Raw genomic sequence first — 19,759 nt, 5'->3', positions numbered from 1 at the left:
ATCCCGAGTCCTTTGAATCTCTTGGCCGCACATCTTCCAAAGTTGAGTCCGGCTCTTGCGGGGTTGAATGAGCGCGATCCGGCGAAGAGTCCGACCCCTCATCTAAGCCTCTGCATTGTTTGGTGTTGCCGCGCGCACGTCGGGCCTTCAGGCCGCCTCATGGGGTCAAATACTCTCATCTCACAGCCAGATCGCGATTATCGAAACGCCGTTCGCAACTGAACTTGCTCGCTTTGCGGTGACGTCGCGCACGCGCGCTATCAACCCACTACAGCGCCTGATCGCCAAAGCCGCTTGCTCAAAAGACCGCCCTCCCGACTCACCGAGCGCCAAATTGGCCCGCTGTCCCCGGTCGGCTGAATGCAACTGTGGATCATTGAAAAATTAATCGATTTAAAGATTTTTCAATCGTTTAAATGATTTAAGCCACTGATTTACAAAGCGTTTACGATGTGAAATTGTCCGCCCGTCAACTAGTCATGAATTTGCAACAGGCCCGGGAGGATCGGATGCAGACGCTCGTAAACAACCAGCCGGCATCTCAGCAGTCCAAGGTACCGCAGTCGCTGCTGGACCGTTTCGAAAGCGAATGGCGCGAAATGCGCTCAGCCACCCAGACAACACCGAAGCCCGTTCAGCCGGCTGAATAAGCCTGCGCTAGCGCGCGAGAATAGGCTTGTCGACACGACTATGCCCATCGACCTTAAAGCCGCCCGCGGTCAACGCCGCGAGCGGCTTTCGCTTTTTGGCTTAATGCAGCTCTAAAAGCGCCTTGTGTCTTGAAGAGCCTTCTCGTTCTCGGGGGTGATCGGTCGCATCCAGCTGGTATTCCCCCCGCCCGCGCAGCCCCAAAAGAAGCTGACAACGCTGTGAATCCCGCCTCCCGCGGTGGCGTATCGAGCCGCGCGTATGGCCAGCCGTGTGGCGATTTCCTGCCTTTTGGCCAATCGGAAAAACCGTGTTACTCTTTTTCCATGCTGACCGACGAGATTGAAAAACTGGCGCTGAGCCTGCCGGGAACGGAAGAAAATGCCCATTTCGGCACGCGGGACTTCCGTGTGGGCAAGCGCATCTTCATGTCTCTGCCCGAGGCAGGGCGGGCGGTTTTCAAGTTCACACCGGATCAGCAGCGCATGCTGCTGGAAATGGAACCCGGCGTCTGCGCTGCGGTCCCCGGTGGCTGGGGCAACAAGGGCTGGACCTCGCTCTACTTTGTCGAGGCCGACGAGGATCTCGTTCGCCAGTCGATGGAAACCGCGTGGCGCAATGTTGCCCCCAAAAGCCTGGTGAAGAAGAACGGCCGTCATTGACGCGGCCGGCATCGACGTTTCGAAAGCCGTCTGCAGACGACCTTCTATCCGCAGGCAATCGTCTCAGAGAACATAGTCGAAAAGCGTGACCGGCTTGTCGTGATACTCCGTCTGCGCGAACGGCCGCATGCCGAGTTTCTCCACGATTCTGATCGATGCCGCATTGGCCGGGCTGACGATAGCGGTTACGCGGCGTCCGGCGTGATGTTCCCGCGCCCAGCCGAAAGCCGCATGCGCAGCTTCGCTGGCATAACCGCGTCCCTGCGCCTCAGGCGCGATCGTCCAGCCGGTCTCCATCGTCCCGGTCAGGGCGGGAGAAATCTCGCGGCGCAGTTCCTGAAAGCCGACCTGCCCGACGAAGCGCCCGGAGCTTCTCTCTACGATCACGAAATAACCGAAGCCAAAGAACTGCCAGCCGCCCTCCTGACGCAAAAACCGCGTCCACATCTGTTCGCCGGAAAAGGGGGCCGGTGCGATATGACGAAGGATCTCTGGATCCGACCACATCTGCTGATAGGGCTCGAAATCCTCCAGCTGCGGTCTGCGGAGAATGAGGCGGTCGGTGCTGATCATCGGAATGCCTGAGAACGATGGAATACCACCGATCTCTAGCTGCTCTCCGCAGTGCCTGCAATGGCGCCCCGTTCCAAAACCGATTCCGCAAGGGCAGCTAACAGGCTGTTAACCCAAACTTTTCTCGCCGACTTCCAGCGGCCAGGTCACGAGGTAATCCTCGTAGTCCTCGATGTCGATGCCGTCTTCCGCAACGGTGCGGCCACGCACGGAAATGCCGGCGGTGTGCACCGTCTCGGCATCGCCCGAGAGCAGCGGATGCCACCAATAGAGGTCGCGGCCTTCCGCCACCAGCCGATAGCCGCAGGTCGACGGCAGCCAGGTAATCTCGCGCACCGCGTCCGGCGTCAGCTGAATGCAATCCGGCACCGTTGCCTGACGGTTCGGATAGTCCTTGCACCGACAGCTCTCGCCGTCGAGCAGCGTGCAGCGGATCGAGGTCCAGGCGATCTCTGCCGTTTCCCAATCCTCGAGCTTGTTGAGGCAACAGAGCCCGCAGCCGTCGCAGAGGCTTTCCCACTCCGCGTCATTCATCTCGTCAAGGCTCTTCGCCTTCCAGAAAGGCATTTCGCCCATCGCCATCACACTTTCGTCAAATCGGTCGCGCTACTGCGCGGCACGTCTTATCAGACGTGCAAAGGTCACAGTAGCGATTTGAGTTGCTGCAGGTTTGTCCTTTAATCGGCGACGACCAAAGGAAACATGCAGGAGAGAAATTTCGCAGAAAATTGCCGGTTTTTTAAGGCCACCGGCGCGATATGCAAGTAGATTGGAATTTGACGCCGTGCAAATATCGCGCGGCACCGGCATGATGCCAAAAGCCTTCAGGACGTTGAGACCGTGCGGGAACCGAGGAAAGACGATAACCGGCCGAAAAAGCGGCACATCTTTCTGAGAATCGATTCCTGGATCGATTCGACGGTCTGGAATGCCGGGTTCAAACTCTCACAATGGTGGGAAGATACCACTATTTTCTTCCGCCGCTTCCGCGTCACGGGCTGGAAGAAGGCGGTCTTCGAGGTCCTCGGTGAAGGTATGACCTGGGGAACGGCCGGCTCGGTGCTGATGCTGGCTCTCGCTCTTCCGGCCTTCGAGGAGACCAAGGGCAACTGGCGGGCGCAAAGCGATTTCGCCGTCACCTTCCTTGACCGCTACGGCAACGAAATCGGCCATCGCGGCATCATTCACGAAGATTCCGTGCCGATCGACGAATTGCCGGATCATCTGATCAAGGCTGTGCTCGCAACGGAAGACCGGCGCTTCTTCGACCACTACGGCATCGATTTTCTCGGGCTCGCCCGCGCCATGACCGAGAATGCACGCGCCGGCGGTGTCGTCCAGGGCGGCTCGACGCTGACGCAGCAGCTCGCCAAGAACCTGTTCCTGTCGAACGAGCGCACGATCGAGCGCAAGATCAAGGAAGCGTTTCTGGCCATCTGGCTCGAATCCAACCTTTCGAAGAAAGAGATCCTGCGGCTCTACCTCGACCGCGCCTATATGGGCGGCGGGACGTTTGGTGCTGCGGCAGCGGCGCAGTTTTATTTCGGCAAGGCGATCACCGACGTCAACCTGGCGGAATCCGCCATGCTCGCCGGCCTCTTCAAGGCACCGGCGCGCTACGCCCCGCACGTCAACCTGCCGGCCGCCCGCGGCCGCGCCAACGAGGTTTTGACAAACCTCGTCCAGGGCGGGCTGATGACTGAGGGCCAAGTGATTGCGGCACGTCTCAACCCGGCAACCGTCATCGATCGCGCCCAGGTGAAGGCGCCCGACTTCTTCCTCGACTGGGCGTTTGACGAAGTGCAGCGCATCGCCCGGCCATTTGCCCAGCATTCACTCATCGTGCGCACCACCATCGACATGGGGCTGCAGAATGCGGCCGAGGATTCGGTCGAGTCCAGCCTTCGGCAATATGGCGAGAGCTTCCATGTGAAGCAGGGCGCACTGGTGATGGTCGAAAACGGAGGTCCTGTCAGGGCGATGGTCGGCGGCCGCGACTATGGCGAGAGCCAGTTCAACCGCGCCACGCGGGCGCTGCGCCAACCGGGGTCTTCCTTCAAGGTCTACACCTACGCGGCGGCCATGGAAAAAGGCATGACGCCGGAGACCATCGTCGTCGACGCACCGATCACCTGGCGCGGATGGTCACCGCAGAATTACGGCCGCAGCTATGCCGGCCGCATCACCATCCTGACGGCGATCGCTAGGTCGATCAACTCGATCCCGGTGCGCCTCGCCAAGGACAAGCTCGGCACGGAGCTGATCGCGCAGACCGCCAAGAACATGGGCATCGAAACGCCACTGCGCACCGACAAGACGATGCCGCTCGGCACCTCCGAAGTGACGGTACTCGACCAGGCGACGGCCTATGCCGTGTTCCCAGCCGGCGGCCTACAATCACGCCGCCACGGCATCAGCCAGATCCTGAATTATGACGGCGACATCCTCTACGACTTTTCCCGCGACGAACCGCCGGCCAGACGCATCCTTTCCGAGCAGGCCAACGCATCGATGAATTCGATGCTGACGCAGATCCCGGTGATCGGCACGGCACGCAAGGCGGCCCTCGACAACGGCATCGTTACCGGCGGCAAGACCGGCACCACCCAGGCCTATCGCGACGCCTGGTTCGTCGGTTTTACCGGTGACTACACGACGGCGGTCTGGTTCGGAAACGACGACTATACTTCGACCAACAACATGACCGGCGGTTCGCTGCCGGCAATGACCTTCAAGCGGCTGATGGATTATGCCGAACAGGGCATCGAGCACCGCCAGATACCGGGGATAACGTCCCCGGCGCCTGCACCGAGCAAGCAACCGGAGGTCGCCAATGCCAAGCCGGATGAAAATGCCCTGCCGCCGCTGGTGCGGCCGCGGTCGCTATCGGCAGACGTGACACGGCTCCTGCGTTCGGTGGGCGATACCTTCGAAAAGGCCCCCGCCTTGAAGGCGCCGGAAAGGAGCGGCGGCAAAGTCGCCGTACTCGGCGCCGCCGACGGCGGGTCCTCCCAACAGGCTCTCCCGAATGCCGCCAGCAATTGAACGCGCTCGAAACCTTGAATTGAACGGCCGGATCGATACCGGTTGCCAGGTCGGCGCGATGATCGCCGTTGCGTCGCGCGCCCGTTTGGGCGAGACATGGGCTGCGCGGCGCATTGCGCCTATGCATAACCATATTCGATAGAGCCGCCCTTGTTCCGAATTCCCCTCCTCGTCGCCCTTGCCCTTGCCATCGCCTTCGGCGGCGGCATCGCTTCAGCCGTCTGGGCGCTGAAGGCGACGGTCGGTTTCGGCTCGATCTCGATCGGCCCGTGGGTCGCCTTCCCCGAAGCACAGACCGAGAATGCCGACCCCTATGCCAAGGCACATCGCGCCCGGGCCGGCGAACTGCTCTATGGCGGCGCCGAAGGGCTGATGTTCATGGCACAGGTCGACGACAGGGGCGAGAAGCTGTCGGCCGCCTGCTCCTACGATGTCTCGGGGCTGACGCCGCAGGCGCGATTCTGGACGCTCTATGCAGCGAATGCCGATGGCGTGCCGCTGCGCCCCGGCTCGGATCTGCCTTCGGCGATCAACTCGTGGACGGTGCTGCGCGCCGAAGACAGTTCCTTCACCATCCATGTCTCGCCGAACGCCAAGCCGGACAACTGGGTAGCGTTACGGCATTCCGGAACCTTCCGGCTGGTCCTGACGCTGCTCGATACCCCGACGGCAGGTTCCTCCGGCCTTATCGATCTCGCCATGCCGAAAATCGTGAAAACGGGATGCGGCGATGCGTAGTGTGCTGTTCGCTTCCATCCTTGGTCTCGTGGGCGCAGCACTGCTGCATATCATCATCGTGCTGGTGCTGCCGCAATTTACCGGTCGCGACGCCTATACGCGCGTTCTCGGTCTTCTCGAGATGGACAGCTTCTTTTCTTTGACGAGTACCCCTGGACCGACCGGCCTCAGCAACGACGACCCTTATCTCCGCACGGCCGTCTGCAGCTTTTCGATCACCGACGGTCCGGCGCGGTTCCTCGCCAGAGGCGCGGTACCTTTCTGGTCGCTTGCGGTTTTCGACAGCGCATCGAATGAGGTCTTCAGCATGAACGACCACACCGCCGTCAACGGCAGGCTCGACCTCGTGGTTGCGACGCCGATCCAGCTGGTGGAACTGCGCAAGACGCCGCCGGAAGCTCTGGCACAATCGATCATGGTGGAGATGAAGGAAGAGGATGGCTATGCGGTGCTGCGCGCCATGGCGCCGCTCGACAGCTTCGAGGATCAGGTCCGGAACTTCCTGGCGGAATCAAGCTGCGAGCCGTTCCGTCGTTAGTCAGCGCAGTCCCTCGGACAGGGTACGCGGCCTTCAGCCTTGCCGTTCCTATCTCGATGTCGTGGAGAAGATGAACGCGACCGCAAGGGGCGGAGCGTTGTTGGCACAAGCAAAGCCGTGCGCAGGCCGGCCGATGCAGCCGACACATGGGCGGTGGATATAACTACTGCTTCTTGATCCGACGTCCGTCGGGCGCGGTTGGCTGCGGATCGCGGCCATCGAGACGCTCGTAGCGGATTCCGGTAAACAGAAGCACTTTTGCTCCGCCCGATATGGCCGGAGGTCTGCGTGGTGGCATTTGGACCTTGTGGTCCTGCATTCTGATCACGTCTGCCATGCTCGTCTCCATATAGGCTTGAGACGGATGAACTACCGTACAGATTTCACCCTGCCCTTTCGGGGCCAGCGCATTTTCCCGGGCAGTGCCCGGACAGGCGCGCTTTTCTCATCTTCTCCTTCTTCCGGTCGCCCGGAGGTTGCTGCTTGCTCAAGTGGTACAGACCAATCATAGACGGTCCGCTTCGATTGAGCCATAGGCTGGTTAACAGATGGTTAACGCCGCATCTGCACCCCTAACCTGTGGGAGTATGTCCCCCGGAAAAACAAAACACTGTATCCGGGGTAACAGCTTCGGGCGGAACGGGAATGGCTAGCGCCTGGACAACAGTCCAAACAGGAAGGAAACGCCGGCAACGGTCAGAAGCGTCGAAATCGGCTCTTCACGGACGCGCTCTCGCACCCGCTCGGTCATCAACTCCGCTTCGCTCTGAACAACCGCTTTTGCACCGGACCCGATCGCCGACACGCTATCGGTCAGCCGGGCAATCTCGGCGCGCAACTCGGCAATCTGCGCTTCCAACTCGACGCGAGCAGCCGATGCTTCGACTTCACTCTCGACCGTGTCACGCACCGCCTGCAGTTTCTTTTCTACCATTGCAACGCTCCTTCTCTTGCCCGCTTTCAACGCATCGCAACGGCAATGGTTCCGACCGAGAGCAGCGAAAATCCGAACGCCAACGAAAAACGGGCGGCCCTTGGGCCGCCCGTCCGAAAGCTGGGCGCATCGCCCACCACTCGCATCACTCCACGCAGGATGGGTCCATCGCCTGGCATCGAATCAATGGAACCGGGCGAGCGCCGCCGTAACCATCTTCGAAGTCCTCGCGCACGCGGGTGCCATCGCGGTCCCGTTGACGTTCCCAGTCGCGGCGGTCATCGCCGCCTGCCTGATCGTCCCAGCGCTCGCCGTCTCTGCGGTTACGCTCCCAGTCCTGCCGGGTGCGGTCGCGTTCCCACTCGCGGCGATCGCGGTCACGCTGACGTTCCCAGTCCCGCGGGCGACGGTTGTCGTCGACCCAATCCGGCCCACGACGCCACCGGTCACGGTCGCGATAGAAGTCACGGCCGCGATAGTTGCGGTCCCAGTAGCGATCGAATTGGAAGACCACCGTCGGGATACCGAGCGGGCGGTAATATTGCGGTTCGACATAGACCCTGTTGCGACGATAATCCGCCTGCACATAGCGTCCGGCGACCCAGCCGCGGCCGCCAAAGAAGGAAACGTCACACCAGGGCAGATCGGCAAGACAGCCGTGGATTTCGACGGCTTCTCCGGCCGGGATCAACGACACTGCCGGATAGCGCGTGCTCGGACCGGACCGCATATTGACGTTGGCGGTTGCAAACCCCTCTGCCGCCTCGGCAATCGCCGGCGCCAGGAAAAGCGCGCATATGGCCGCTGCGCGCAACACTATTTTCTTCACAGTAAGCTTTCTCCCATCGGAAGGCCCCTCTTCACTAAGCCCTCTTGCGTCGGCGGGCGTCCGGAACCCTTCACCGTCACCGCGATCACTTAAAGCCGCTTGTGGATTTTTTAAGGCTGGAAACGATCGAGCCCACAGGAAGCAGGGCTTTGCGATAGAAAGCGCACAAAATCACCAGCCGCTCGCACGCCGCAAGCCTGAATAAAGCCCCAACGTCCATAGTTAACAGTACGCTAACGCTTTTCTTTTATTTTTAGTGACGTGTGCCGTTCCGGATCGCCGGCAATGGCGATCATGTTTTGCGTGCAAGGATTTATCGTGACGGATCGCTTTCGTGAGTTGGAAAGGCCACAGACGGGCCGCTTGAAGGACGTCGTCCTGATGGCAACCGTCAGCGGTTTCGAAAGCCTGCGGATCCCTCGCAAGTCCGACATGAAGCAATTTTCCGAATTGTTCGAGCCGCTGTTCCTCGGCTCCAGCAGCGAAGCGCGCCGTCAGGCCGCCGCCGCGCTGTCGCAGTGCCCCCATGTTCCGGAGCCGGTCGCAGCCCTGATCGGCAGCATGCCGATCTCGATCGCCGCCATTTTCCTGACCCGTTCGCAGGCCCTGTCGGATCGAACGCTTATCGGCATCATCCGCCAGCAGGGAGCGGCCCACGCCGGTGCAATCGCCCGCCGCACCGCTCTGTCGCCTTCCGTGATCGATGCCCTGGTCGAGCACCACAACCCCGCCGGCCTTTCCGCCCGCCCGGACGTGCGGCAACAGACAGTCGCTGCGCCTTCAACGCTGGCCGAGCCGGATGTCGATGCTGCAAGGGCCGCGCGCGAGGAAACCTTGCGCACCGAAATCAAGACACTTGCCCGTGTCGCGGCGCACGAGGCGGCTGCCGCCGCATCTACCATTATACCGATCAGCACTACGCTAAGCGCCCTCCTGGTGCGCTTTGCCCGCAGCGGCGAGATCATCCTGTTTTCGCGTGCGCTGGCGACGGCGCTCGATGCCGGAGGGCACCTGGTCGAGCGCATTCTTCTCGACGTTTCCGGCCAACAGCTGGCGACGAGCCTGATCGCCCTATCGCTGCCGACCGACGATCTCACCTTCGTGCTGCAGTCGCTTTATCCGCACCTCGCCGAACGCATCGGCGGCACCACGCGCGCTGAAGCCTTGACCGGCGCCATGGACCCGACATCGAGCCGCGAACAGCTTGACGCCTGGCTGCAATCCGAGGAACGGGACGCGCCCGCGGCACGGCACCAGCCCTATCTTGCGGATGACCATGCCAATGATGCGTGCCAGCTGACCGTCCGCAAGGTAGCCGGGGCCGCCGGCGGCGCCAAGCCGCAACGGGTGTTCGGCCGCCGTTAGAGCGTTTCCGATTTAGACGGAACCGAACAAACGCTCTATCTCTTTGTTTTTACGCATTTCCTGACGGAAAACCGCTTCGCACTTTTCCTGGAAATGCTCTAGTCCTGGTCACGACCGAGCCGGCCCAGCTCTCACATATGGTTCAAGAGTGGTTTGCGCCGTCTTCCGGCACGACATCGAACAGGTCGGCGCGATCGTCCAGCTCGATCTCGACGATCCAGCAATCCGGATCGAAACGGATTTCACGGGAGAGTGCATCATCCACGGCGTCGCCATCGCGATCCTTCAAGCGGATCTCGAACTTGCGACCGATATTGGCGTCGTCATCGAAGAAGTTCTGCGGCGCCGGTGCAAACAGCGTTTCGGTACCCATCCGCGTGCGTTGACGAATAAAGATCGCGCCAGCGTCCTCCGCCCCCTTGCGCAGGATAGCTGCGTACCCACCGAGCGCAAAGGCGCGGCGCAGCAACGCGGAGACGAAAATGTGGGATTTGAGACGCATGGACATGCCTGTACACGGGCGGAGCCAGGCATGCAAATTGGCTGCCGCGACAAGAATGTGTTCAACGGATGGGAGACGCGCCCGTGAGAAGGTCCCTCAAAGCGCGCCGATCTCCTTGAGCTTCTTCAGCACTTTGGCATTGGGCTCACCGGTCTGCGGCAACCGGTAGTGCTTCTCGAAATGGCGAATCGCTGCACGCGTCTGGTCCCCCGCAACGCCGTCGACGACGATGTCGGCATAGGCGAGGTTGCTTAAGCCCTTCTGGATGTCCAGGACCAGCTCGCTCGACACCGGGATCTCGGCACGCGGAATCAGCATCTTGTCGGTCTCGGCCGAGCGGATGGCTGCGGCGACAGGGTCGACATCGGCAACTGCACGTTTCGGATCGGCGTAGGGCCGGCTTGCCGGCAGTGCCGCGGCCATCTTCTGGCCAGATGTCGTGCGCAGGGCGCGCAGCAGTTCGGCGCTCACGGCGCCTGTCTCGGTGCGTCCGGCCTGCTTCTCAAATCGCAGGATTGCGGCTGACGTGCGCGGGCCTGTGCGTCCATCCGGCACGCCATCATAAAGGCCGATGCGGTTCAGTTCCTTCTGGATATCGGCGACCAGTGGTGACGCGGACGTCTCCGGCACCGAGGCGACACGTTCGGGCGACGGCTTTTCGGCAGGCGCCTCAGACGGGACCGCCGCGATCACCTCCTCGACGTTTTCCGTCGCCTTGTCGTCCTCGCGCTTGATGACGAAGGTGGTGACGTTGCGCGGCTCGATCTCGGCGCCCTTGGCGACGGCGATGCGCTCGGCGGTCTCTGGACTGACAAGCGGCACGCGGGTGCGAAGCAACGGCGATGGATGGGCGCCATGCTGGTACCACATGGCGTTTGCAGCAACGAAGGAGAAGACCACAACAAAGGCAGCCGAACCGCCGGCACTCAACGGGTGCCGGGCCGCCAGCCGTCCAGCAAGCGCAACCCCGCGGCCGGCGAGAGCCAGCCCACGCATGGCAAGGCCTGGCGCGGAACGCGCCGCCTTCTTGCGATCAGGCTGTTTTCGCTTGCGCGGCGCCATATCCCCGTTCCTCGTTCAAACCCGTCCTTTCGAATCGGTCGCCATCGGCAACCGCCTGCGTGTCACTATCTCTCAGCCGCGGCGGAAATTCGACGGTCACGGCCGAGCGCGGTTCCTCGCGATTGGCCTCGACGATGCCGGACCCGTCGCTGGGCAGCGTAACAGTGATGACTGTGCCTTCGCGCTCGCGGCTGCGGATCGCGACCTCGCCGCCGTGAAGCGCCACGAGGCCCTTGACCAGCGAGAGACCGAGACCGGTGCCCTCGTAACGGCGGGTGTAGTCGTTCTGGATCTGGACGAAGGGTTGCCCCAACATCTGCAATTTGTCGGCGGCGATGCCGATGCCGGTGTCGCTGACGGTCAGCTTCAAGGCCGGACCGTCAAGCTCGGCGTCGATCGTCACCATGCCGCCGTGGTCGGTGAACTTGATGGCGTTTCCGACAAGGTTGATCAGAACCTGCTGGAAGGCGCGTTGGTCGGCATTGATCTCGCCGACACTGCGGGTCACGCGGCTCGCCAGCTTGACGCCCTTTTCCTGGGCCTGATGCGACAGCATCGCTTCGCAGGCCGCGACCGCCTCGGCCACGCGGAAGGGCTCGGGAACCAGCTCGTAGCGGCCCGCTTCGATCTTGCTCATGTCGAGCATCGTATTGACGACCGACAGAAGGTGCTCGCCCGACTTGTGGATCAGGCTGACATATTCGCGCTGGCGGTCGTTTTCGAGCTTGCCGAAATACTCGCCCGTCAGCACGTCGGAGAAGCCGAGGATGGCGTTGAGCGGCGTGCGCAGTTCATGGCTGACGGCGGCAAGGAAACGGGTCTTGGCATCGTTGGCCGATTCCGCTTCTGCGGTTCTCGCCGCAGCTTCGACGCGCAGCCGTGCTTCCTGCGATACATCGCGCGACTGTGCCAGGATCGCCGTCAGACCGCCGTTGCGGTCGAGAAGCGGTGCGAGTTCGCAGCACATATGGACGAATTGTTCGCCTTCAGCCGGCAGCGACCGGCGCTCGATGCGAATGTTGACGGTCGCCCGCTCGCCGCCCTGGCGCAGAATATCGATCGCGCTCAGGAAGGTGATGCGATCGGAGACGTGGATCTGCTCGATGAAGCCGCGGCCGCCCGGGTCGCGCATCAGGGTCAGATGCTCGGCCGAGTCACGGCCGTGAATGGAGAGAACATTGCCGCGCAGATCGTGCACGGTGACAAGACCGGCAAAAAGGTCGTAGGCGGCCGAAAGATCCGGAAGATCTGGTACAGCCGGCTCGAGCGTTTCCGAGGCCTGGTTGCCGCGTCCACGAGCAATGGCGGTAGCAGCGGCCAGCAGCGAGGCGGACGCCCAAAGAGCGGTCCCAAGCGGCAATGCGGAGGAAACGGGCATGGCGAGCGCAAGCGCCAGCGGTACTGCCGGAAGTGCTGTCAGGGAGACGGCAGCGACCGTACGCAGACGCTTGAGGTCCCGACGGCCAATGGCGGAGCCAGCCTCGCGGCGGGGCAACCACAGGGCAGCGGCCTCGTCCACGCGGGACGTCCATCTGCCAGCCATGTCACGCAATACGCTCACGCCTTACCCTGCCACATTTGTTGTTCTTGCGAGACTGAGCGTGACCGATTTCCGCTTCATGCGGGCCGCCATTCGAACTGCCTCGTGACATGTCGGAATCTCGCATCCCCGGCTTAATGAAAGAATAAACGGGACTGTCCCGGAACGGCGCCAAATGCCTGAAAAATCCCGTTTTGAGGCAATTCGGGCGACCTTCATTTCTTGTGGTTAACGGGGCGTAAGCAACGGATTTCCGTGCATTTTCCGCCTCACGTTAAGGATTTGGGCAGGGCGCCCCGGTGCCGTTGCCCACGCTTTCGGCCTTTGCCGGCGGCCCGCCGCCATGAACCTTAACGGCGAAAGCTAAAATGCGACACAAATGCCCGGCAAATCCTCAAAATCGGGAATTTCATTAAAATTCGAAACAAATGCTGCGGGTTTTTGAAAAGCGGTCTTGTGATTCCCTGCCTAATGTCAGTCTCAACAAAGGGCCGGGCGACGAAAGACGGCGGTCCTCATGCAAACGACGGCGGGCGTGAACGGGTATCAGGGGATACTGCGGCGCTCCAGGATGCCGAAAGCAGTAAAACCGGCTAGAAGACCGGCGGGCGCGGCAGCCGAATATAGGATGGGCAGAACATGTGGTTTCTCATCAAGGCGACATTCTGGTTTTCGATGGTGCTGGTGCTGCTGCCGTTCCTCGATCCGTCGAGCGCGCAGAAGCTGGAGCACGGACCGAAGGTCGAGCTCGGCGATACCTTCTCGGCCGCCAATGAGGCATTCCAGTATATCAGCGCCATCTGCATCCAGAAGCCGGAGGTCTGCGAGAAGGGTGCTGAAACCTTCGTCGCACTTGGCCATCGGGCCCGGGAAGGCGCCCGCATCGCCTATGAATTCCTTGACACCCAGTTTGCCGAAACCGATGCGATCAAGCCCGATGCCAAGGTAACGACCGGCACTGTCGGTCAGGCGACCGAGGCTGCCGCCACGCTGGTGGCGCCGGTCGAACAGACCGCTGCGGAGACGGCTCCGGTGTTCAAGCGTACGCCGGTTCCGGAAAAGCGCCTCGACCCGAAGGCGTCCCTCGCCAAGTAAACATTTCTTGCCGTGGCAGCAGGTCCGCGCGACCGCCGCCGAGCCATCCTTTGACACTGCCTGACTTGCCGCCTTCTTGCGGCCGCCGCGAGGATCCCATCCCCTCGCGGCGTTTTCTTTTTTCGGTTTGCAACCGAGGGGCGGTCCAGCAACAGGTCCGCACAAGACATGGCTGTTTAGGTCCCCGCACATTCAGCGGAGACTGCCCCGATGCAGATATACGGGTTCTTTTCAAATGCGAGCGCAACGCGTGTCCCCGCGGCCGGATCGCAAGCGGGCACCGACGTGGCGCCGCTGGAGCAAAAGAGCAGATCTTCCCTTCTCAATCTTTTGCGTACGGACGATGAGACCGCCGCCAACCGCAAGGCCATTGCCAAGAAGAAATTGGACGAGTTGAAGGAGCAGATGCAGATGCTGCGGTTCTGGGCCTCGGACCCGGAGACGCTTGCAAGGCTTGCAAAACAGTTGGCCCAGCAGCTTGGCGCGGCCGCACAGCAATTCGCCGGTGGCGGCTCGTCCGGCCTGGCCGGTGGCGACACGGCGGCCGGTGCCGCATCCGCAGCAACAACGGTTGCATCGGCGGCGATGGAAGTGAATGCCGACGAGATGGCGAATGCCGGCGGCGAAGAAGGCAACAGCGCCGACAAGACAGAGCCATCGTCCCTTGCCGAACGCGCCTACCGCGAATTCAGCTCCGGGAGTTCGGAGGAAAACTCCGATGCGAGGACGGTTGCAGAGTTCAAGGCACTTGCCGAACAGCTCAAGCAATTGCTGAGGAAAGCGGAGCAGGATCTGCGCGCTGAGGGCGCTGGCAGCGACGCGGACGACGCCAGGAAAGTAAGCGCCTCCCTCACCACCTCGATTGCATCTCTGGATTCAACAGTCGGCGCGGCTGCCGGTGCCATCGCAATTCCTACAAGCGTTTCGATCTAGCGCTACTGCATGTTTCCTTAAATCCCATTCGATTTGAGGATAACAACAGGCAGCAATTCAAAGTGCTACAGCGACCTTTGCGCGTCTAATAAGACGCGCGGCGCTGTAGATCCTCGCCCGAATCGAACTCTGATGCGTCCGAGTTGGCAATTCGCGGTTCTCATCTGTGCTACCATCACCTATATGAGGGTCACAACGATCCCGGCACCGTAAGGACTGCTGGGGATCGGAGCAGAGGCACTGACCTCGGGCGGACAAGCGCGCCGCCTGACGGTGTCGACAAACGGACCGGACCATGACCACGCTTGACCAGATCATCGACGACTTCGCCTTCCTGGACGAATGGGAGGATCGCTACCGCTATGTGATCGAACTCGGCAAGGCCCTGCCCGAGATGCCGGACGCCAAGCGCACCAGTGAGAACAAGGTGCAAGGCTGCGCCAGCCAGGTCTGGCTCGCCACCCAGGCGACCGGCGACCCGGAAGATCCGGTATTGCTCTTCGAAGGCGAGTCCGACGCCCACATCGTGCGCGGACTGGTCGCCATTGTGCTTACGATCTATTCCGGCAAGCGTGCCTCCGAGATTTCCAGGCTGGATGCCATCGTTACTTTCAGCAAGATCGGCCTGATCGAACATCTGTCGACGCAACGGGCGAACGGCCTGCGCTCGATGATCCGGCGGATCAAGAACGAAGCCGAGACCCGCCTCGCCGCCTGAGATCGCGGCCGTCCCCATGCATTCACACAATCGCCGAACTTGCGCGAATGTGAGCGTCGCCCGGCACCACAAGCGTTGCGCGACGCAGCCATTTTGACGCTGACAATGCCTGAGGATCCGTGCCGGCCAATCGCTACCGGCCGAATGCCCGGCGAACAGCTATTCACCCCGCTCCGCTTGTGCGGTGAACGCAGATGACACCAGGCGCTCGATCGTCTCTATGAACGCATCGAAATCGGCAGCATCCCGTCGATCCTCGATGACGGAGCAGGCATGCCGGACGGTCGTCCGGTCTCGCTCGAAAGCGTTGGCGATATCGCCTTGCGATATTTGCAGGACGACATGGCAGACATACATGGCGATCTGGCGCACATGGCATTTGGCGCGTCTCCTATCACGAAGAAGCGGTATCCGGTCTGCGGCAAGATGCACCGCTTCGGCCGTCAGATTTTGCACGAGGCGGCAGGTCAACCGCGTCGACATCTCACGCGCGCCGCCCTGCCCGCGCTTCACTGCAGCAACCTGCCCTGCCGTCAACGCGGCCGTCTTGAGATGATGGACCGTCCCGGATGAAAATTCGTTTCGGCCGTCGGCTTCGATAAAGGACATATGAAAACCCCTTCAATAGGAATTAATTCATATATCCATTTCTCGGGAGGGGAATAAGGAAATTTTTTGCACACTTTCCCGCCCCTTTTGCGTCCAGTTGCAGCTACAGCCTACTGCATGTTTCCTTAAATCGTATCCGATTCAAGGATAAGAACATGCAGCAATTCAAAGTGCCACAGCGACCTTTGCGCGTCTAATAAGACGCGCGGCGCTGTAGCGTCGCGAATAGGCACATTTTCCCAAGCTGAAAAACACAAAGGCCGGGCGACAGCCCGGCCTTTGTGTGTTCAGTTACGCTCCGCCCCTCGAACCAGACCGGCGCAGGGCGCGGTCGTGGCGATGGGCGGCAGGTCAGCTTACTTGCCGCGACGCTTGCGACGCTGGCCGAGACCCATTTCCTTGGCGAGCCGCGAACGTGCTTCGGCATAGGCAGGAGCAACCATCGGGTAGTCGGTCGGCAGATCCCACTTCTCGCGATATTCTTCCGGCGACAGGCTGTGATGCGTCATCAGGTGGCGCTTCAGCGACTTGAAGGTACCGCCGCATTCCAGGCAGGTGATCTGATCGTCCTGCACGGATTTGCGGACCGATACGGCCGGCTTCGGTTTTTCAACGGGGACCACGACCGGCGTAGGTGCCGCCGTGTTGTTGAGAGCCAAATGGACGTCGGCGATCAGCGTGGAGAGCTCGGCAGCCGGAACGACATGGTTGCTGACGTAAGCGGACACGATCTCAGCCGTCAGCTCAACCAGAAGTTCATGGCTCGCGCCAAGCGTTGTTTCAGTCATTTCTTTCTCCTATCGGAATACAGCACAAGCCCGAAACATGTTTCAGGGAGAGGAATACGTGCAAATGCCGTCGGGAAGCCTTCGCTGCCTTGGGATAGACCATCAATCGTACAGCAAGGACAAATTCTTGCCGCAATATCAAGAGTTGGAATTTTGATCACGAAACCTATTGCCGAGTCGCTGGAACAACCAACCTCTCAAAGCAACAGCCAATATTCACAACTCAAGCTGGAATTTCAGCTCTAAGTATTTTCCACAACGACACTTTACATTTACTCGATTAACATTGATCAGCGAAAATTCCAAACATAAATTTGCCCGCCGCTAGCAACTTTATTTCGAAATTGCTGACGCGGCGGCGCTCTATCGGAATGTTCTGAAATACAAAATCAGAAACGTTGCCGTTCAATGCCGGCGCGGCTCTTCCTTTTGCGGAAGCTGATCTATGACCGACTGTTTCGCCAGCCTGTAACCCGCCTGATGAGCAGCCTTTGCCAAGAGATGGGCAGAAATCGGAGCGGTCAGTACGAAGAAGAAGAAGCCCGCCAGCGCCCGAAACAATATTGCCACGTCGAGCGAGTGCAGTCCCGCGGCCAGAAGCAGCAGGCCCGAACCGACGGTGCCCGCCTTGGAGGCCGCATGCATGCGGGTGTAGAGGTCGGGAAAGCGCACGATGCCGATTGCCGCCAGCAGGGAAAAGGTGGCGCCGCCGACAAGCAGGACAGCAACAGAAAGCGTAATGATGGCCTCAAACATCGGTTCTATCAGCGTCCCCCTTTGCGTTTGCGTCGGGCAACTTTCGCCTGCGGCGTCCGACCTCGCTTTCCGGCACCGGCCGCAGCCTGCTCCGGGCTCGCCTTCTCCGGCGAGAGACCGCGCGCCAGAACAAAGCGGGCAAAGGCGACGGTTGCGAGAAAGCCGACCAGTCCAAGGGCGATGGCGATATCGATATAGAGATTGAAGCCGGTGCGGATGGCAACGACCGCAATCAGGCCTATGGCGATCGCCACGAGCATATCGAGGCCCAGGACCCGATCGGGCAGTGTTGGGCCGCGGATGATGCGCCACACGGTCACCAGCAGCGCCAGTGACAAGAGCGCGAGCGCGAAGACGGTGGCGCCGCTGAGTATCTGCTCCGGCATCGTCATTCGAAGGCCTCCTTGATCCGACGCTCGAAGCCGTTGGCAAGATCGCGCCTGAGGCCACCGGGGTCCGCACAATCAAGCGCGTGCACATAGAGGGTCTTGCGATCCTCGGAGACGTCGACCGAAAGCGTGCCGGGCGTCAGCGTGATCAGGTTGGCAAGCAACGCAATCTCGAAGTCGCTCTTGATCGTCAGCGGGTAGGAGAAGATGCCCGGCTTCAGCCGCATTTTCGGCTGAACGACCAAGAGAGCGACCTTGGTCGCCGAGACTGCCAGCTCTTTGAAGAACAATGCGGTCAGCAGCAGGATCTTCAGCGGTCGAACCGGATAGGCAACAGGCTGCAATTCGCGCCGGATCAGCCACAGGGATAGCGCGCCGACTGCAAAGCCGAGCAACAGGTTCGGCACGCTGAGACTGCCGCTGATTGCAGCCCAGATCGCAGTGAAGATCAGATTGATCCAAAGGAACTTGATCATCGGGCGGCTCCCGGGAAGACCGAGTTCAGATAGCTCGACGGTTCCGAAAGCCCGGCGGCAGCATTCTGGATCGTTGCAAGCAGCGGCTCGGGATAAAGGCCGATCGCGAGCGTCAGCATCGTCAGCGCCGCAAGCGGCAGAAGAATGGCGGCCGGGATCTGCGTCTCGGCCGTTGCCGCCTGCCCGTCTGCCGTGTCCCGCCAATAGGCAAGCAGGAAGAAACGACCGGTGGCGATCGTCGTGAGGAAACCGGTGACGAGCAGCACTGCGGCAAGCCACCAGGCGCCAATGTCGAGTGCGGCCTTGACCAGCATGACCTTCGGCCAGAAGCCCGAGAACGGCGGCAGGCCGGACACGGCAAAGGCAAGCATCAGGCTGATCGCAGCGAAACCGACATGGCGGCGGTAAAGACCGGCAAGCGAGGACAACGAGAAGCTGCCGCCGAGTTTCGCTGCCACGCCGGAAGCAAAGTAAAGCGCCGTCATCACAAGCATCGAATGCAGCGCATAGAAGATCGCGCCGCCGATGCCACCCGGCCCGCCAACGGCGATGCCGGCGAGGATCGAGCCGATGCCGGAGATCACGAGATAACCGAGCATGCGACGGAAATCCGACTGCGCCAGCGCCCCGAACACACCGACCAGCATCGTCAGGGCGCCGACCGCCGCGATGACGAAACTGAGTTCTTCCCGTTCCAACGGCAACAGCATCACCGTCACACGGATCAGAGCGTAGATCCCGACCTTGGTCAGCAGACCAGCAAAGAGCGCGGACACGACGACACGCGGCGTATGATAGGACGCCGGGAGCCAGAAATTGACGGGGAATGCCGCAGCCTTCATGCCGAAGGCCAAAAGGAACAAGGCCGTCAGCGTCATCAGCGGCGCGGTGCCGCGCAGGCCCTCCGCCTTGCGGGCAATATCGGCCATGTTGAGCGTGCCGAAGCTTGCGTAGAGATAACCGGTGGTGATCAGGAAAAGCGTCGTCGCGACGAGGTTGAGGAAACCGTATTTCACCGCGCCGTCGATCTGCTCGCGCTCGGAGCCGAGCACGATCAGGCCGAAGGACGAGATCAGCAGCACCTCGAACCAGACATAGAGATTGAAGACGTCGCCGGTCAGAAATGCACCGGAGACGCCCGCCATCAACAGCATCAGGAAGGGATAGAAGCCGTATCGCCGGCCGCTGTCGTTGATATCGGCAAGCGAGTAGATGCCGCCGGCAAGCGCGACGATGGAGGCCGCAAGCGCAAAGAGCGCGCCGGTCAGATCGACGGTAAAGGCTATCCCGAAAGGCGGCAGCCAGCGCCCCATGACCATCGTCACCGGGCCGCTGGCGATCACGTGTTGAAGCAGCAGCCCGTCGATCACCACCAGACCGGCAAGCCCGGCCACCGCGACGAACGGGTGCAGGCCGATCGGACGGCGCAGCATGACCAGCAGCGCGCCGATCGCCAGGCACCAGGCAACCGGAAGGATCACCAGCCAGTCGGCAGCCGCAACCGGCTCGAGAACGAGGGCAGCGGAGAGATCGGCGGGAGGTGAAGTCGAAACGGCCAT

At 61.2% G+C, this 19,759-nt stretch carries 23 protein-coding genes; 9 read left to right on the top strand and 14 right to left on the bottom strand.

Features of this window, described 5'->3' with window-relative positions; translation table 11 throughout:
* Window positions 1–509 precede the first annotated feature (509 nt).
* Together J3R84_RS03655 and J3R84_RS03650 are read left to right on the top strand one after the other, a co-directional pair.
* On the top strand, window positions 510–650 hold the full coding sequence (locus tag J3R84_RS03655) for a hypothetical protein (RefSeq protein ID WP_164474924.1): 141 nt from the start codon (window positions 510–512) through the stop codon (window positions 648–650).
* A 324-nt stretch (window positions 651–974) separates the two neighbouring features.
* The gene (locus J3R84_RS03650; RefSeq protein ID WP_025426338.1) at window positions 975–1,310 is read left to right on the top strand and encodes an MmcQ/YjbR family DNA-binding protein; all 336 of its coding nucleotides are present in this window, start codon (window positions 975–977) and stop codon (window positions 1,308–1,310) included.
* Window positions 1,311–1,373: 63 nt separating this feature from the next.
* Here the strand turns inward: J3R84_RS03650 and J3R84_RS03645 are convergent, their stop codons facing one another.
* Together J3R84_RS03645 and J3R84_RS03640 are read right to left on the bottom strand one after the other, a co-directional pair.
* The gene (locus J3R84_RS03645; RefSeq protein WP_025426337.1) at window positions 1,374–1,883 is read right to left on the bottom strand and encodes a GNAT family N-acetyltransferase; all 510 of its coding nucleotides are present in this window, start codon (window positions 1,881–1,883) and stop codon (window positions 1,374–1,376) included.
* 108 nt (window positions 1,884–1,991) lie between these two features.
* The gene (locus J3R84_RS03640) at window positions 1,992–2,459 is read right to left on the bottom strand and encodes a YcgN family cysteine cluster protein (protein WP_203529126.1); all 468 of its coding nucleotides are present in this window, start codon (window positions 2,457–2,459) and stop codon (window positions 1,992–1,994) included.
* 264 nt (window positions 2,460–2,723) lie between these two features.
* On the opposite strand from J3R84_RS03640, the gene J3R84_RS03635 reads away from it, so the two are divergent.
* The 3 genes from J3R84_RS03635 (at window position 2,724) to J3R84_RS03625 (ending at window position 6,204) form a co-directional block, all read left to right on the top strand.
* Entirely contained in the window at window positions 2,724–4,928 is a 2,205-nt protein-coding gene (locus J3R84_RS03635; RefSeq protein WP_025426335.1) for a transglycosylase domain-containing protein, read from the top strand.
* A 150-nt stretch (window positions 4,929–5,078) separates the two neighbouring features.
* On the top strand, window positions 5,079–5,666 hold the full coding sequence (locus J3R84_RS03630) for a DUF1214 domain-containing protein (protein WP_025426334.1): 588 nt from the start codon (window positions 5,079–5,081) through the stop codon (window positions 5,664–5,666).
* Window positions 5,659–6,204, top strand: coding sequence for a DUF1254 domain-containing protein (locus J3R84_RS03625; RefSeq protein WP_025426333.1), 546 nt, complete (start codon window positions 5,659–5,661; stop codon window positions 6,202–6,204). Before J3R84_RS03630 ends, J3R84_RS03625 begins: the two co-directional genes overlap by 8 nt.
* 163 nt (window positions 6,205–6,367) lie before the next feature.
* On the opposite strand, the gene J3R84_RS03620 is transcribed toward J3R84_RS03625, so the two are convergent.
* From J3R84_RS03620 to J3R84_RS03610, 3 genes are all read right to left on the bottom strand, one after another.
* Entirely contained in the window at window positions 6,368–6,541 is a 174-nt protein-coding gene (locus tag J3R84_RS03620; protein ID WP_164474925.1) for a hypothetical protein, read from the bottom strand.
* 312 nt (window positions 6,542–6,853) lie between these two features.
* The gene (locus tag J3R84_RS03615; RefSeq protein WP_025426332.1) at window positions 6,854–7,138 is read right to left on the bottom strand and encodes a hypothetical protein; all 285 of its coding nucleotides are present in this window, start codon (window positions 7,136–7,138) and stop codon (window positions 6,854–6,856) included.
* A 145-nt stretch (window positions 7,139–7,283) separates the two neighbouring features.
* On the bottom strand, window positions 7,284–7,967 hold the full coding sequence (locus J3R84_RS03610; protein WP_025426331.1) for an SH3 domain-containing protein: 684 nt from the start codon (window positions 7,965–7,967) through the stop codon (window positions 7,284–7,286).
* A gap of 294 nt (window positions 7,968–8,261) precedes the next feature.
* On the opposite strand from J3R84_RS03610, the gene J3R84_RS03605 reads away from it, so the two are divergent.
* Window positions 8,262–9,332, top strand: coding sequence for a DUF2336 domain-containing protein (locus tag J3R84_RS03605; RefSeq protein WP_025426330.1), 1,071 nt, complete (start codon window positions 8,262–8,264; stop codon window positions 9,330–9,332).
* Window positions 9,333–9,474: 142 nt separating this feature from the next.
* Here J3R84_RS03605 and J3R84_RS03600 read toward each other — a convergent pair whose 3' ends face one another.
* The 3 genes from J3R84_RS03600 to J3R84_RS03590 all read right to left on the bottom strand — a co-directional run bounded on the left by J3R84_RS03600 (window position 9,475) and on the right by J3R84_RS03590 (window position 12,439).
* Window positions 9,475–9,834 carry a DUF1491 family protein gene (locus J3R84_RS03600; RefSeq protein ID WP_025426329.1) on the bottom strand — a complete coding sequence of 120 codons (360 nt, stop codon included), beginning with the start codon at window positions 9,832–9,834 and terminating at the stop codon, window positions 9,475–9,477.
* 96 nt (window positions 9,835–9,930) lie between these two features.
* Window positions 9,931–10,896 (bottom strand): peptidoglycan-binding domain-containing protein, encoded by a 966-nt coding sequence (locus J3R84_RS03595; protein WP_025426328.1) that lies wholly within the window; start codon window positions 10,894–10,896, stop codon window positions 9,931–9,933.
* Window positions 10,868–12,439, bottom strand: coding sequence for a sensor histidine kinase (locus J3R84_RS03590; RefSeq protein WP_057211476.1), 1,572 nt, complete (start codon window positions 12,437–12,439; stop codon window positions 10,868–10,870). Before J3R84_RS03590 ends, J3R84_RS03595 begins: the two co-directional genes overlap by 29 nt.
* 636 nt (window positions 12,440–13,075) lie before the next feature.
* Here J3R84_RS03590 and J3R84_RS03585 point away from each other — a divergent pair.
* From J3R84_RS03585 to J3R84_RS03575, 3 genes are all read left to right on the top strand, one after another.
* Window positions 13,076–13,531 (top strand): DUF5330 domain-containing protein, encoded by a 456-nt coding sequence (locus J3R84_RS03585; RefSeq protein WP_025426326.1) that lies wholly within the window; start codon window positions 13,076–13,078, stop codon window positions 13,529–13,531.
* Window positions 13,532–13,741: 210 nt separating this feature from the next.
* Window positions 13,742–14,464 (top strand): hypothetical protein, encoded by a 723-nt coding sequence (locus J3R84_RS03580; protein ID WP_203529122.1) that lies wholly within the window; start codon window positions 13,742–13,744, stop codon window positions 14,462–14,464.
* A gap of 295 nt (window positions 14,465–14,759) precedes the next feature.
* A complete protein-coding gene (locus J3R84_RS03575) occupies window positions 14,760–15,182 on the top strand; it encodes a SufE family protein (protein WP_025426324.1) in 423 nt (140 codons plus the stop codon).
* Window positions 15,183–15,341: 159 nt separating this feature from the next.
* On the opposite strand, the gene J3R84_RS03570 is transcribed toward J3R84_RS03575, so the two are convergent.
* The 6 genes from J3R84_RS03570 to J3R84_RS03545 form a co-directional block, all read right to left on the bottom strand.
* Window positions 15,342–15,791: a helix-turn-helix domain-containing protein gene (locus tag J3R84_RS03570; protein WP_025426323.1), complete on the bottom strand. Its 450-nt coding sequence runs from the start codon at window positions 15,789–15,791 to the stop codon at window positions 15,342–15,344.
* 356 nt (window positions 15,792–16,147) lie between these two features.
* Window positions 16,148–16,579 carry a Ros/MucR family transcriptional regulator gene (locus J3R84_RS03565; protein ID WP_025426322.1) on the bottom strand — a complete coding sequence of 144 codons (432 nt, stop codon included), beginning with the start codon at window positions 16,577–16,579 and terminating at the stop codon, window positions 16,148–16,150.
* A gap of 405 nt (window positions 16,580–16,984) precedes the next feature.
* Window positions 16,985–17,335, bottom strand: coding sequence for a monovalent cation/H(+) antiporter subunit G (mnhG, locus tag J3R84_RS03560; protein ID WP_025426321.1), 351 nt, complete (start codon window positions 17,333–17,335; stop codon window positions 16,985–16,987).
* A gap of 8 nt (window positions 17,336–17,343) precedes the next feature.
* The gene (locus J3R84_RS03555; protein WP_371412233.1) at window positions 17,344–17,721 is read right to left on the bottom strand and encodes a cation:proton antiporter; all 378 of its coding nucleotides are present in this window, start codon (window positions 17,719–17,721) and stop codon (window positions 17,344–17,346) included.
* Window positions 17,722–17,723: 2 nt separating this feature from the next.
* Window positions 17,724–18,197: a Na+/H+ antiporter subunit E gene (locus J3R84_RS03550; RefSeq protein ID WP_025426319.1), complete on the bottom strand. Its 474-nt coding sequence runs from the start codon at window positions 18,195–18,197 to the stop codon at window positions 17,724–17,726.
* Window positions 18,197–19,759 (bottom strand): Na+/H+ antiporter subunit D, encoded by a 1,563-nt coding sequence (locus J3R84_RS03545; protein ID WP_025426318.1) that lies wholly within the window; start codon window positions 19,757–19,759, stop codon window positions 18,197–18,199. Before J3R84_RS03545 ends, J3R84_RS03550 begins: the two co-directional genes overlap by 1 nt.

The sequence above is a fragment of the Ensifer canadensis genome (genome assembly GCF_017488845.2).
Taxonomy (GTDB): Bacteria; Pseudomonadota; Alphaproteobacteria; order Rhizobiales; family Rhizobiaceae; genus Ensifer; species Ensifer canadensis.
Note: the sequence above shows the minus strand (reverse complement) of the source record. Positions and strands in the feature narration are given on the sequence as shown.

What these genes read in the sequence shown, in the direction of transcription:
- mnhG (WP_025426321.1), bottom strand. Translation starts at nt 17,335, where the DNA reads ATGTTTGAGGCCATCATTACGCTTTCTGTTGCTGTCCTGCTTGTCGGC.
- J3R84_RS03645 (WP_025426337.1), bottom strand. Translation starts at nt 1,883, where the DNA reads ATGATCAGCACCGACCGCCTCATTCTCCGCAGACCGCAGCTGGAGGAT.
- J3R84_RS03605 (WP_025426330.1), top strand. Translation starts at nt 8,262, where the DNA reads ATGTTTTGCGTGCAAGGATTTATCGTGACGGATCGCTTTCGTGAGTTG.
- J3R84_RS03545 (WP_025426318.1), bottom strand. Translation starts at nt 19,759, where the DNA reads ATGGCCGTTTCGACTTCACCTCCCGCCGATCTCTCCGCTGCCCTCGTT.
- J3R84_RS03640 (WP_203529126.1), bottom strand. Translation starts at nt 2,459, where the DNA reads ATGGGCGAAATGCCTTTCTGGAAGGCGAAGAGCCTTGACGAGATGAAT.
- J3R84_RS03565 (WP_025426322.1), bottom strand. Translation starts at nt 16,579, where the DNA reads ATGACTGAAACAACGCTTGGCGCGAGCCATGAACTTCTGGTTGAGCTG.
- J3R84_RS03655 (WP_164474924.1), top strand. Translation starts at nt 510, where the DNA reads ATGCAGACGCTCGTAAACAACCAGCCGGCATCTCAGCAGTCCAAGGTA.
- J3R84_RS03595 (WP_025426328.1), bottom strand. Translation starts at nt 10,896, where the DNA reads ATGGCGCCGCGCAAGCGAAAACAGCCTGATCGCAAGAAGGCGGCGCGT.
- J3R84_RS03650 (WP_025426338.1), top strand. Translation starts at nt 975, where the DNA reads ATGCTGACCGACGAGATTGAAAAACTGGCGCTGAGCCTGCCGGGAACG.
- J3R84_RS03625 (WP_025426333.1), top strand. Translation starts at nt 5,659, where the DNA reads ATGCGTAGTGTGCTGTTCGCTTCCATCCTTGGTCTCGTGGGCGCAGCA.
- J3R84_RS03580 (WP_203529122.1), top strand. Translation starts at nt 13,742, where the DNA reads ATGCAGATATACGGGTTCTTTTCAAATGCGAGCGCAACGCGTGTCCCC.
- J3R84_RS03575 (WP_025426324.1), top strand. Translation starts at nt 14,760, where the DNA reads ATGACCACGCTTGACCAGATCATCGACGACTTCGCCTTCCTGGACGAA.
- J3R84_RS03615 (WP_025426332.1), bottom strand. Translation starts at nt 7,138, where the DNA reads ATGGTAGAAAAGAAACTGCAGGCGGTGCGTGACACGGTCGAGAGTGAA.
- J3R84_RS03585 (WP_025426326.1), top strand. Translation starts at nt 13,076, where the DNA reads ATGTGGTTTCTCATCAAGGCGACATTCTGGTTTTCGATGGTGCTGGTG.
- J3R84_RS03620 (WP_164474925.1), bottom strand. Translation starts at nt 6,541, where the DNA reads ATGGCAGACGTGATCAGAATGCAGGACCACAAGGTCCAAATGCCACCA.
- J3R84_RS03590 (WP_057211476.1), bottom strand. Translation starts at nt 12,439, where the DNA reads ATGGCTGGCAGATGGACGTCCCGCGTGGACGAGGCCGCTGCCCTGTGG.
- J3R84_RS03600 (WP_025426329.1), bottom strand. Translation starts at nt 9,834, where the DNA reads ATGCGTCTCAAATCCCACATTTTCGTCTCCGCGTTGCTGCGCCGCGCC.
- J3R84_RS03570 (WP_025426323.1), bottom strand. Translation starts at nt 15,791, where the DNA reads ATGTCCTTTATCGAAGCCGACGGCCGAAACGAATTTTCATCCGGGACG.
- J3R84_RS03555 (WP_371412233.1), bottom strand. Translation starts at nt 17,721, where the DNA reads ATGCCGGAGCAGATACTCAGCGGCGCCACCGTCTTCGCGCTCGCGCTC.